Source organism: Pseudomonas marginalis (assembly GCF_024169655.1).
GTDB classification, from domain to species: domain Bacteria; phylum Pseudomonadota; class Gammaproteobacteria; order Pseudomonadales; family Pseudomonadaceae; genus Aquipseudomonas; species Aquipseudomonas paraveronii.
The window spans coordinates 4,044,774-4,057,002 of record NZ_JALJWV010000001.1 but is presented as its reverse complement, the minus strand read 5'-3'; the positions used below and the strand labels follow the sequence as shown (position 1 = coordinate 4,057,002).

Genomic DNA, 12,229 nt, shown 5'->3' with positions numbered 1-12,229 from the left:
GTCTGTCGGTCAGGCGGATGTGGCAATGACTGCGCACGGAGTGGCCTGGTCGGCTGTCGTTAGATGAAGCTGCTCCAGCAGTTCATCCAACTGGCGTTGCAGGGCGTCGGCCGAGCGCGCGCTGGCCGCGACATAAAAGTCAGGGCGAATTACCAGGTAGCGTGCATTGATGTTTTCAAGCCAGGCCGCATAGGTGCCGTCAACGTCTTCCACGTCACAGGGGCTACCTACCGCGCCCAAGTTGATGAACTGCGCGCTCAACCGCTCCAGGGCGTCCAGTTGATGCGCTTTGAGCGCCTGACGGGGCGACTCCCCGAAACCGATGACCAGCCAGCCACGGCCGACGATGTCATCGAAGCGGCCACGCTGGTCACCTTTGCAGACGATGCCCTGGACCGACAGCTCACCGGCATGACCCGCGTCACGGCACCAGGCACCCGGCCCCAGGGTGGCCTTGTCGGTGGCGACCGGAACGCGACCGGAAGTTTGCAGCTCTGCCTGCATGCGCACGTCACGCGCTGCCGCTTCGGCGGGATCGGTGATACAGATGATGCGCCCCAGATCCATGGAGAACTCGATGTAGTGTTTGGCGTGTTCGCGACGCTCGGAGGTATAACTGTCGAGTACTTTATCGGTCATCTTGCCGGTGAGGATGGCATCCAGGCGCCAGTTAAGGGCCACGGCATCTCGCAAGCCTGCGCACATGCCTTCCCCGGCAAAGGGAGGCATCAAATGCGCAGCGTCACCCGCGATCAGCCCGCGACCATTACGCCAGGATTGGGCATAGCACGCCTGGAAGCGGTACACAGCACTGCGCTCGATAGTGGCCACCTGCGGTGTCATCCCCCAAGGGGCCATCAGTTTCCAGGCACTTTCAGGAGACGCCAATTCTTCGGCTGATTCGCCGGGAAGGGCCATGAATTCCCACCGTTTGCGACCGGGGCCGCCAGGCACGATGGTCGTAGGTCGCTTCGGATCGCATAGCTGCCAATGCACAGGATCGATTGCGAACTCCTGATGCGGGATCATGTCGAGGATCAACCAGTCATAGAAGAAGCCGCAATCGACAAAGCCGAGGTCCAGTTCTTTGCGCACAAAGCTGTTTGCGCCATCTGCGCCCACAACATACTTGGCACGAATTCGAGTGGGCACCCCGGAATCTTCGCTCTGGCCACCCAGGCAAATACTGTCCCTATCCTGGCTGAGCGTGTTGGCTTCCCAGCCACGGATCGACTGAATACTCGGAATGGTGGCGGCTATATCCAGCAGGCGTTTTTCGAGGTCCGGTTGATAGAACCAGTAACGAACCCGCCAGCCCGATGCCGAGGTGCTTTTCCAGTCGACGATCTGCAGGTCTTCACCCTTGGCGTTGCGCCAATAGTAAAAATCGTCGTGGTAGTCGATGGCTGAGTCATTGTCGGAGTCAATGCCGAGGCTAGCGAGGATCCTGGCAATCTCATGGTCGAATGTCACGGCGCGGGGGCGTTCATAGCGCTCTTTCCAGCGCTCTACGAGTGTGACTCGGTGTCCTTTCTGCCCTAGCAGGATTGCCAACAGGGTACCTACTGGACCGGCTCCGACGATGGCGACATCGACGTCGGAATGATCAGTTGTATTGCTGTGATCCACGGGCAGGCTTAGCACATTCATTGTCATTGTTATCGCTCTCCTGACACCGGACGGCCACGTCCGGCACCACTATCTTATTGTTGGAAGTTCGCCTTGCAGGGGAGAGGTATCCTCCGATGCATGACGACTAGGAAGAGCAAGCGGTGTGCCAAATCAGATAAGAAGCTAATTGTTTATATAAAACAATAAGTTGACGTTTTTGTTATTGGCAATGATTTTTGTATGTGTTGCTAGGAATTAACATAATTGTTATAAGTTATGTAAATAACAACAAAAATGTTACGTCATAATGAGTGCTAAATGTTCCCAAAGGATTTGATTCGGCAGCTACGACTGGAGCCGGAAAAGGGCAAAATCTGGCTCGGCAACCAACGTGCCTTCCTGATGCAGTTGCCGGCTTTCGCCGCGTTTCGGCGTGAGCTAATCGCTGAAATAGGCATAGCCCACTCACGTCGACTCCTGGCGCGAATGGGTTACGCCGCTGGCTCAAGCGATGCCGAGCTCGCGCGAAGCCTTCGGGGCGACGAAAGTGATCACGCTTTCATGGCCGGACCATTACTCCATGCGATGGAAGGTGTGACACGCGTAGAGACGTTGCGCATGGAAGTCGACGTTGAGTCTGGCCACCACTATGTCGAGCAGATCTGGCACGACTCTATCGAGGCCAACGCCCACTTGGCCCATCTGCCGCTTTCCGCCGAGCCCGTCTGCTGGATGCAGGTCGGCCACGCTTCCGGCTTTACCAGCGCTTTCTTTGGTCGAACGGTGCTGTTTCGCGAGGTCGAGTGTCGTGGAATGGGGCATGCGCAATGCCGCATCATCGGTAAGCCTATCGAGGAGTGGGGCCCCGATGCCGACCAGCTGGAACTGTTCGGTTCCACCGATTACATCAATGCCTCACTGAACGACCCGATACTCGATGACGCCCTGGTAGTCTCAGATCTGATTGGGGCGGCCCCCAGTTTTCTCGCCACCTGCCGGCGGATCGAGAAGATCGCGGGGCGGAATGTCACCGTGCTTTTCCAAGGGGAAACCGGTGTTGGTAAGGAGCGTTTTGCCCGACTGCTGCACCAGCTCAGCAACAGGGCAAACAACCCCTTCGTGGCCGTCAATTGTGCTGCACTGCCGGAGACGCTGATCGAGTCGGAGCTGTTCGGGGTTGAAAAGGGCGCCTTCACTGGCGCTACGCGTACCAGGGCCGGACGTTTCGAGCAGGCCAATGGCGGAACACTGTTCCTCGACGAAATCGGCACCCTGACCTCCGTGGCGCAGGAAAAGCTTCTACGGGTGTTGCAGGAGCGTGAGGTGGATCGGTTGGGTGGCGATGCACCCTATCCGGTAGATATTCGGGTCATCGCCGCAACCAATGCGGATTTGGAAGAGGACGTCCGACAGGGCCGCTTCCGTAAGGATCTGTACTATCGCATCAATGTAGTACCTATTCACATACCGGCACTGCGCGAACGACCTACAGACATTCCGTTGCTCATCCGTTATTTCGTCAAGCGTTTTTCCACCTTGCATCAACGCTCGATCAAGGGGCTTTCGCGGGCGGCTGTGCGGGCGCTGTTGGAGTATAATTACCCGGGCAATGTGCGAGAGTTGGAGAACATCATCGAGCGTGGAGTTGTGCTGGCCGATGAAAATGAGCCGATCGGTCTGAGTGAGCTTTTTCTTTCTTCGACTCGGGAGCAGGTATCGCGCAAGAGCGTTGATGGCCCGCAACAATCCCAGAAAATCATTGAGCGTTGGTTGGACGAACATCACTTGGAAGCACTGATCACAACGTCGGTAAATCGCGCACTTACTCGGGCCGGTGGCAACATTTCAAAGGCTGCGCGGCTTCTCGGTGTTACTCGCCGACAATTGGAGCATCGCCAGAAAAAAGATCTTTCGCGGAATTCTGGTGGCGAGCGAGTTGAGAGCAAGGTAAGTAGTTAAATTGATACTGGCCGACTACCACCGTGGCTATGAAAGTGATTTGACTTAGCTACAGGGGCTGTTGCTGAGCGGAGCTATTTTGCCCTCTAGGGAGGCGCTGCAAAAATAGCCAACTGTCCCCACCCTTGACACACTGAGTATCTTCAACCAGCCACCCTCTCCGTGAGCCTTTTTACGCGCGTGCAGAAGACCTTTTCTGAACTCGAATACACCGGCAAGAAAAAGCAGACTCGCCGAGATCGCTTCCTGGCTGACCTTGAACAGCTGGTGCCCTGGGCACAACTGGAGGCGCAAGTGGCGCCGTTTGATAGCGACACCACAGGCAAGCGCGGGTGCCCTGCAATTGGGTTGTAGCGTATGTTGCGCATGTATGTCGTGCAGCAGTGTTTCGGTTTCTCCGACGAAGGCACCGAAGATGCCGTCTACGACAGCCTGCGCATTCCACGCCATCCGGTCGGGCAGTCGGAGCGCAGCGACGCAGGTTTGCATTGTTAGTCTGAAGTCTGTGTTACCGTCAATTTTGTTGCGCGTCTGCGCATCGATTCGCCCTTCAGTTCGATCCGATAAGCGTTGTGCATTAGTCGGTCGAGGATCGCATCGCCCAAGGTCGGATCGCCGATCAGTGCATGCCATTTGTCCACCGGCATTTGGCTGGTCACCAGTGTTGAGCGGTTGCCGTAACGGTCGTCCAGCAGTTCGAGCATGTCACGCCGTTGCGCAGCGGTAAACGGCGCCAGGCCCCAGTCGTCCAGGATCAGCAAGTCGGTCTTGGCATAACCCGCCATCAGTTTCGCGAAGCGGCTGTCGCCGTGGGCCAGGCCCAGCTCTTTCATCAAGCGCGGCAGGCGCAGATAGCGCACGCTGTAACGGTCGCGGCAGGCTTTGTGGGCCAGCGCACAGGCGAGCCAGGTTTTACCTACGCCAGTCGGGCCGCCGATGATCAGGTTCAGACCGTCGCGCAGCCACTGGTCGCTGCCCAGTTGCAGGATCAGCGCCTTGTCCAGGCCACGCGGGCTGCGGTAGTCGATGCCCTCCAGGTAGGCGTTATGGCGCAGTCGTGCGGCTTTGAGGCGAGTCGTTAAGCGTGCGTCTTCGCGCTCGGTAAGCTCGCGGTCGACCATCAGGCCGAGGCGTTCGTCGAAACTGAGGTCGTTGATGTCAGGCGTCGCGTGTTGCTCGTTCAGCGCCTTGACCATGCCGTGCAGGCGCAGGGTTTGCAGCTTGTCGAGTGTCGGATTGGCCAGCATGTTTGTGCTCCTTTTTCAGGTCAGTGGTAGTAGCCGGGGCCGCGCAGATTGATGTGTTCTTCGGGCAGTAACGGCAGGTTTTGCTGGGCCAGCGGTAGTCGTTCCAGCCCTTGGCGCAGGATCGATTCGAGGCTTTTGTAACTGCACGCGCCTAGTGCCAGCGCACGCTGGCAAGCGGCTTCCAGCCGCTCTTCGCCGTGCTGTTTGCTCAGGCGCAGGATGCCCAGGCAGGCGCGGAAGTCGTGTTGCGGATGGATTCGGTGTTCGAGGATGTAAGCGATAACGCCGGCGGTGTTAGGCCCGGTCTGTTCTGCCCAGCGGATCAGTCGCTGCGGCGTCCACTCGGCATGTTCGCGGTGGCTCTTGGGCATGTGCTCGGTTTGGGTGGTGTGGCGGCCTTTGTGTGGCGAGCGCAGGTGGCTGGCCACGCGCTGGTTGGCGTGGAAGCATTCGACGGTTTGTGCGGTCAGCCGCACTTCGAGTTGGTGCTTCACCAGTTGGTACGGCACCGAGTAGAAGTGGTCGTCGACCTCGACGTGGTAATCGATGTGGACACGTACCTTTTTCCACTCGGCGTAGACGTATGGATGTTCCGGCAGCGCTTGCAGTGTCGGTTGGTCGAGGGTCTCGAAGGCTGACCAGCGTGAGCCGGGCAGCTTTTTGAAGGGCTTATGATTGAGGCGATCCAGCAGCAGACCGATGGTCGTATTGAGTTCGCCCAGCGAGAAGAACTGGCGGTTGCGCAGCACCGCCAGGATCCAGCGCTCGACCACTTGCACGCCGACTTCAACCTTGGCTTTATCTCTCGGCTTAGGCGAGCGAGCAGGCAATACGGCTACGCCGTAATGCTCGGCCAAGTCTCGGTAACTGGGATTGATATCAGGTTCGTAGCGATGGGCTTTGGTGGCGCCGCTGCGCAGATTATCAGGCACCAGGATCTGTGTAGTACCGCCGAAAAAAGCAAAACAGCGCACGTGTGAGCCCAGCCAGTCAGGCAGTTTCTGCGACCAGGTGGCCTCAGCGAAGGTATAGCTGGACGCGCCGAGGACGGCGACGAAGATCTGGGTTTGGCGGATCTCGCCGGTTCGCCGGTCGATGACCGGCACGGTTTGGCCGGCGTAATCGACAAACAGCTTTTCACCGGCACGATGTTCCTGACGCATGACCACGTCGATCTTGGCGGCCCAGAGTCGGTAGTGCTCGCAGAACCAGATGTATTGGAAACCTTGTGGGTGGCTGAGTCGATATTCCTGCCAGAGCAAGGCTAGGGTGACGCCGGGACGGCGCAGCTCGGCGTGAACATGAGCCCAGTCAGGTATCGGGCGTTGCTCACTGGGAACGGCGGGCGGCGGCGGAAAAAGATGCCGTTGCAACTCGGCGTCAGTCAGCGCGGAGGGCCAAGTCATGCCGCTGGCAGCAAAGCGATTGAGGTACTCACCGACGCTGGCTCGGCCTGGCGGGCAGATAGGCCGACCTCGAACTTGAGACGTAGCACTTCTCGAATCTTACGCATGGATAACCGCTCCACGACGGCCTCTCTGCTTCGATAAAAGAGGTCGATGGTAGTGAATTAATCCTGCGTTGCTGCCTGCCTTAAGGGCGGCCGGATGGCCGTGGAATCCGCAGATAGCCATGCCATTCTTGGTTATATCGGCATCGACCTGGGCCGTGAGTCGGCACCGGATGCTACCACCTTGCTGCGATTTCGCCGCTTGCTGGAAACCCATCAGCCGACGCGAGTGCTGTTTGAAACGATCAACCAGCATCTGGCCAGCCGGTGTCTGCTGCTCAAGGAAGGCACTATCGTCGACGCTACCCTGGTCGCCGCGCCGCCCTTGGTCAAGAACCGAGAAGGCAAGCGCGATCCTGAGATGTATCAGGCGAAAAAAGGCAATCAGTGGCACTTTGGGATGAGGGCCCATGTCGGTGTCGACGCCACGTCGGGGCTGGTACACAGCTTGGTAGGGACGGCCACCAAAGTGGCGGATGTCACCCAGGTCGACCAGTTGCTGCACGGTGCCGAAACCTATGTTTCGGGTGACGCTGGATACACCGGTGCGGCCAAGCGACCGGAGCATGCTGAACGAGACGTTATCTGGTCGATTGCAGCACGGCCGAGCAGTTACCAGCACCATGGCAAAGGCAGCTTGCTGTTCCGGGGCAAGCGCAAGATCGAATACGCCAAGGCGCAACTGCGTGCCAAGGTCGAGCATCCCTTCCAGGTAATCAAGGTGCGTTTCAATCAGCGAAAGGTTCGCTACCGTGGACTGGAAAAGAATACGGCGCAGTTGTTCAGTCTGTTTGGGTTGGCCAATCTGTTGCTGGCCAAGCGGTATTTGCAACGGGCGGCGGGATAAATCCGTCTGAAAGGCGAGGCTGGCCCGAAAATCAGCAAAAGGAGAGCAGAAATCGGCCCCAGAAACGCAGAATAAGGCCGATGGGTTGAAAAAAACGGCTTGAAAATGGAGGACGGCGAGAACGGGTTAATTGTTCAACGTCTCCCTAGACCGCTTTCCTGCGTACAACATCACTTGCCATTCGTTTTTGCTTTTTTCTTATTAGGATTCTACCGCCTCGGCTGCCTTGGATCTTGCCTGTTACGATATGATTACCCTTGCCCGTGACTGGGCTCACGTCCAGTGGTGCATCCGACCGCTCCGAGGAGTAACCACGCAGGCGAGCGAGGCCGCATACACCAAACAGTGAAAGTGCCGCCAGCAAGCTGAAGAAGATCGCTAGCGGTAGCCATTGCCCGGCAAACCGACTCGCTAGCAGCGCGCCGATGATCGGTGTCGAACCGCCCGCAATCGCGCAGATCAGTTGGTAGGCAATGGAGATTCCTGAGTAACGCAGGTGCGCGGGAAACGCTTGGGCCATGTAACCGGCAATCACGGCGTAGAGCCCGGACAGCGTCACCACGGCCATGGCAATACCGAGCGTCATCAGCACCAGGTTCTGGGTGCCGACCAGCAGAAACATGGGATAGGGCACGAGCATCGACAGCACTGCCGCGAGCATCAAAAAGCGAGCTTCACCTATGCGCTCGGCCAGGAGGGCGCTGATGGGCTGGGAAATGAACTGCAGGATGGTGACCAGGAACAGGCAGTCGATAATCGTGGGCCGTGCAATTCCCTGGTACTGCGTGACGTAGGTAATCATGAAGGTGTTGGTGAAAAAGAACCCTGCCGAGCCGATGGTCACGGCGGCAGCAGCGAATAGAATCTGGCGCCAGCAGGTACGGATCACTTCAAGTACCGGGTATTTGGCGGTTTGGCCTTTGTCCTGCACTTCTTTGAATTCGGGGGATTCATGCACACTCGAGCGGATCAAAAGGCCGATCATCATGAGCACACCGCTGAACAAAAACGGCAGGCGCCAACCCCGCTGGGCGAACTGATCAGGCGAAAGTGACGTCACCAGGCGAAAGGCAATCAAGGCCAGAAGCAAACCGGCGGGGCTGCCGAGTTGGGCAAAGGAGGCATAGAAGGTTTTACGGTGAGCTGGCGCGTGCTCGCTGGCCATCAACACCGCGCCACCCCATTCACCACCGACCGAAATGCCCTGGATAATCCGCAGCACAATCAGCCCGATAGGTGCCCAACTACGATCATGAACTTCCGGCACTTGCTGGAGAAGCATCAACTCGCACCTGCGATCCTCGCGGTCATCAACGGTTATTTACAAGAAAAAGGTCTGTCGCTGCGTCAAGGCACTATTGTCGATGCCACCATTATTCATGCCCCCAGTTCCACCAAGAACGAGGAAGGCAAGCGCAATCCCGAGATGCATCAGACCAAGAAAGGTAATCAGCATTTCTTCGGGATGAAGGCCCATATTGGCGCCGATGCAAAGTCGGGATTGGTTCATCACGTCCATGGCACCGCCGCCAATGTGGCCGATGTCACACAGGTCGCCGAGCTACTGCATGGCGAAGAAAACGCGGTGTATGCGGACGCTGGATACACCGGTGTCGAGAAGCGTGAAGAGCATGAAAATCGTGAGGTGATCTGGCAAATCGCAGCGCGCCGCAGTACCTATTCCAAGTTGAATAAACGCAGCCTGCTGTACAAAGCCAAGCGCAAGATCGAGTACTGCAAAGCTCAGACACGGGCCAAGGTTGAGCATCCGTTTTGGGTGATCAAGCGGCAGTTTGGTTACGTTAAAGTGCGCTTTCGTGGACTGATGAAAAACACAACTCAATTGACCACGCTGTTCGCCCTGTCAAACCCGTGGATGGCTCGAAAACAGCTGATGGGTATGGGCGAGTTGCGTGCTTAACACGGAAGACCAGACGAAATAGCCCTCAATACACGAGGCATCGGTCGTTTTTTGGCAAATAGCGGTGCGCCCCGAGGAAATTTCGACTTGCCGCCGCCGTGCGGCAAGTTGATCGGAGCATCCTTAGATTTCAATGGGGCGGACGCTAGATGCGAGTCTCGTTTTCCGCTCCAAATATTACGCTGCAGAGTTCCACGGAATTTTGTAAACGATTGAAATAAGGACCGTCGGGTAATGCCGGTCAGTTAAGCGATAAAACTGGTACCCGGTAACCCGTGGCGAGGGAGCGTGCGCCTGCTGGGACGCGAAGCGGCCCCAACAGATGGGACTGCTACGCAGTTCAACGGGAGCAAGCTCCCTCGCCACAGTGAAAGTTTCTTCCTTAACTGACTGGCATTAGGACCTTCGGGTCTTGTCGGGGCCAGGTTCGAGAACTGCTGGCACGCATCCGCCATCGTGATCAAACTGAGCACAAATCAGGAATGAAACTACGCCGAAGAGAAGGCTCTGAACTCAAGGCGTTCTGCCTAGCTACCCGGAGCGAATCGGTTTTGGGTCGCCAAGGAAGAGGCGGCCTGGCAACTGTCAGGCCTCGATCTTCTGATATTGTTCTCAACAGCAAAGTAAGAAATTGCAAATTGCTGCAGCTGTACTGGCGCTAGCGGAGATGGGCCACAGGTATCAGTTCATCAATCATTCGCAAACAATGGTTCAACCCCGGTGATACATCGCTCATCCGCCGACTGAGGATGATCGGCGAGGTCGCGTTGTCTTCCAGCAACGGGGTGAAGCCGATGTCGTCGCGGTGCAGCAGTTGCACCGAGGCCGGCACCAGGGTCACGCCGATTCCAGCCCCCACCAGACCAATTGCTGTCTGCAGCTCGTTGGTCCATTGCGCCACATGGATACTCACGCCGTAGGATTCGAAAAGCGCAATCACGTGGTCGGCATAGCTGGGGCGCGGGTTGCCGGGGTACAGCACGAAGGGTTCTCTGGCCAGGTCGCTCAGGCTGATGGGGCCTGCGAGCAAAGGGTGGCCGTTGGGCAGGGCGGCAACCAGGCGATCGTTGGTCAGGACGGTCTGGATGATCGCCGGGTCATTGATGCGGATACGGCCGAAACCGATGTCGATGCGCCCAGCCTTGAGCGCCTGTACCTGTTGCAGCGTGGTCATTTCCGAGAGCCCTAGTTCAAGCTCCAGCGGTTCGCCACTGCGCAAGCGGCGAATCAGTTCCGGCAGCACCCCATACAGTGTCGACGGCGCAAAACCGATGCCCAACCAGGTTTTTTCACCCAGGCCGATCCGTCGTGTGTTGTCGCAAACCTTGCCCAGTTGTTCGAGCAGGGCAGTGGAGTGCTCATGGAAAAAACGTCCGGCGTCGGTCAGTCTCAACGGCCGCCCGCGTTCCAGCAACAAGACCCCGAGCTCACCTTCCAGTTGCTGGATCTGTCGGCTCAGCGGCGGCTGGGCGATGTGCAACAACTCGGCGGCACGGGTGAAATTGAGGGTTTGAGCCAATACCTGGAAATACCGCAGGTGACGCAATTCCATGGAGCCTCCGTGAATGCATTGGATGCATACCTTAAAGGTATCAAGTCAGACCAATTCTATATTGGCCTCGCGAAAAAAGCCGTAAGAGAATCGGACCCAGAACTTTAAGAACCTGACGGGTATCGACATGCTTGCAACAGTCATTGAATCGATCGAGACGATCATCATCGATCTGCCGACCATTCGCCCGCACAAGCTGGCGATGCACACCATGCAGAACCAGACCTTGGTGATCATCCGTGTGCGCTGCGTCGATGGCATCGAAGGTATTGGCGAGTCGACCACCATCGGTGGTCTGGCCTACGGCAACGAAAGTCCCGACAGCATCAAGACCAACATCGACCAACACTTCGCGCCGCTGCTGCTGGGTCAGGACAGCGCTAACGTGAATGCCGCCATGTTGCGCCTGGAGCGCAGCATCCGTGGCAACACTTTTGCTAAATCAGGTATTGAAACCGCCTTGCTTGACGCTCAGGGCAAACGTCTTGGGCTGCCGGTCAGCGAGCTGCTGGGCGGCCGCGTTCGCGATGCATTGCCGGTGGCGTGGACCCTGGCGAGTGGCGATACCGACAAGGACATTGCTGAAGCAGAAAAAATGCTCGACCTGCGCCGCCACCGTATCTTCAAACTGAAAATCGGCGCCGGTGAAGTCAACCGCGATCTGGCACACGTCATCGCCATCAAGAAAGCCCTGGGCGATCGCGCCAGCGTGCGAGTCGATGTCAATCAGGCCTGGGATGAAGCAGTCGCGTTGCGCGCTTGCCGGATTCTCGGCAGCAATGGCATCGATCTGATCGAGCAGCCGATCTCGCGCAACAACCGCGCGGGTATGGCACGCCTGAACGCCATGAGTCCGGCGCCAATCATGGCCGACGAATCCATCGAGTGCGTGGAGGATGCGTTCAACCTGGCCCGTGAGGGCGCCGCTTCAGTATTCGCCTTGAAAATCGCCAAAAACGGAGGCCCGCGTGCTGTGCTGCGAACCGCCGCGATCGGCGAAGCGGCCGGTATCGGCCTGTACGGCGGCACCATGCTCGAGGGCGGTATTGGCACGCTGGCGTCGGCCCATGCCTTTGTCACGCTGAACAAACTGGCGTGGGACACCGAGCTGTTCGGCCCGTTGTTGTTGACCGAGGACATTCTCAGTGAGCCGCTGGTCTATCGCGATTTCGAGCTGCACGTGCCGAACACACCGGGGCTGGGCCTGAGCCTCGATGAAGAGCGCCTGGCGTTCTTCCGTCGCGATAGAACCGCTACTGCCATTCATCAAGCCTGAGGAGAGCACCATGCTTTTCCACGTAAAAATGACCGTTAACCTGCCGGTCGATATGAATCCTGAAGTTGCCGCCAAATTGAAGGCTGACGAAAAGGCCCTCGCGCAGCGCCTGCAAGACCAAGGCAAGTGGCGTCACCTGTGGCGCATTGCCGGGCTCTATGCCAATTACAGCGTGTTCGATGTCGCCAGCGTTCAAGAGCTGCACGACTTGCTCATGCAACTGCCATTATACCCGTATATGGCGATCGAAGTCACCGCGATGTGCCGGCATCCTTCTTCGATCCGCGAGGATGACCGCTGAATCCG

Annotated in this window: 6 protein-coding genes and 5 pseudogenes; 6 read left to right on the top strand and 5 right to left on the bottom strand. The window is 57.7% G+C overall.

Annotated features, from left to right (window positions below; all coding sequences use genetic code 11):
- Positions 1-9: 9 nt before the first annotated feature.
- Positions 10-1,656, bottom strand: coding sequence for a bifunctional 3-(3-hydroxy-phenyl)propionate/3-hydroxycinnamic acid hydroxylase MhpA (locus J2Y83_RS18375; protein WP_253397325.1), 1,647 nt, complete (start codon positions 1,654-1,656; stop codon positions 10-12).
- 273 nt (positions 1,657-1,929) lie between these two features.
- Here J2Y83_RS18375 and J2Y83_RS18370 point away from each other — a divergent pair, with 273 nt between their 5' ends.
- Both J2Y83_RS18370 and J2Y83_RS18365 read left to right on the top strand, forming a co-directional pair.
- Positions 1,930-3,570: a sigma-54-dependent Fis family transcriptional regulator gene (locus tag J2Y83_RS18370; RefSeq protein WP_253397323.1), complete on the top strand. Its 1,641-nt coding sequence runs from the start codon at positions 1,930-1,932 to the stop codon at positions 3,568-3,570.
- A 180-nt stretch (positions 3,571-3,750) separates the two neighbouring features.
- A pseudogene (locus J2Y83_RS18365) lies at positions 3,751-4,011 on the top strand (transposase); the annotation flags it as partial.
- Between the two features lie 50 nt (positions 4,012-4,061).
- On the opposite strand, the gene istB reads toward J2Y83_RS18365, so the two are convergent.
- Both istB and istA read right to left on the bottom strand, forming a co-directional pair.
- On the bottom strand, positions 4,062-4,817 hold the full coding sequence (gene istB / locus J2Y83_RS18360) for an IS21-like element helper ATPase IstB (protein WP_253397321.1): 756 nt from the start codon (positions 4,815-4,817) through the stop codon (positions 4,062-4,064).
- 20 nt (positions 4,818-4,837) lie between these two features.
- A pseudogene (gene istA / locus J2Y83_RS18355) lies at positions 4,838-6,330 on the bottom strand (IS21 family transposase).
- Positions 6,331-6,442: 112 nt separating this feature from the next.
- Here istA and J2Y83_RS18350 point away from each other — a divergent pair.
- Positions 6,443-7,174, top strand: a pseudogene (locus tag J2Y83_RS18350) (IS5 family transposase); the annotation flags it as partial.
- Positions 7,175-7,487: 313 nt separating this feature from the next.
- On the opposite strand, the pseudogene J2Y83_RS18345 reads toward J2Y83_RS18350, so the two are convergent.
- Positions 7,488-8,417: pseudogene (locus tag J2Y83_RS18345) on the bottom strand (MFS transporter); the annotation flags it as partial.
- Here J2Y83_RS18345 and J2Y83_RS18340 point away from each other — a divergent pair.
- A pseudogene (locus tag J2Y83_RS18340) lies at positions 8,418-9,095 on the top strand (IS5 family transposase); the annotation flags it as partial. It lies immediately after the preceding pseudogene.
- A 658-nt stretch (positions 9,096-9,753) separates the two neighbouring features.
- Here J2Y83_RS18340 and J2Y83_RS18335 read toward each other — a convergent pair.
- A complete protein-coding gene (locus J2Y83_RS18335) occupies positions 9,754-10,647 on the bottom strand; it encodes a LysR family transcriptional regulator (protein WP_253397319.1) in 894 nt (297 codons plus the stop codon).
- Between the two features lie 127 nt (positions 10,648-10,774).
- Here J2Y83_RS18335 and J2Y83_RS18330 point away from each other — a divergent pair, with 127 nt between their 5' ends.
- Complete coding sequence (locus J2Y83_RS18330) at positions 10,775-11,923, top strand: muconate cycloisomerase family protein (RefSeq protein ID WP_253397317.1); 1,149 nt, start codon at positions 10,775-10,777, stop codon at positions 11,921-11,923.
- Positions 11,924-11,933: 10 nt separating this feature from the next.
- Positions 11,934-12,224 (top strand): muconolactone Delta-isomerase, encoded by a 291-nt coding sequence (gene catC / locus J2Y83_RS18325; RefSeq protein ID WP_253397315.1) that lies wholly within the window; start codon positions 11,934-11,936, stop codon positions 12,222-12,224.
- Positions 12,225-12,229 lie beyond the last annotated feature (5 nt).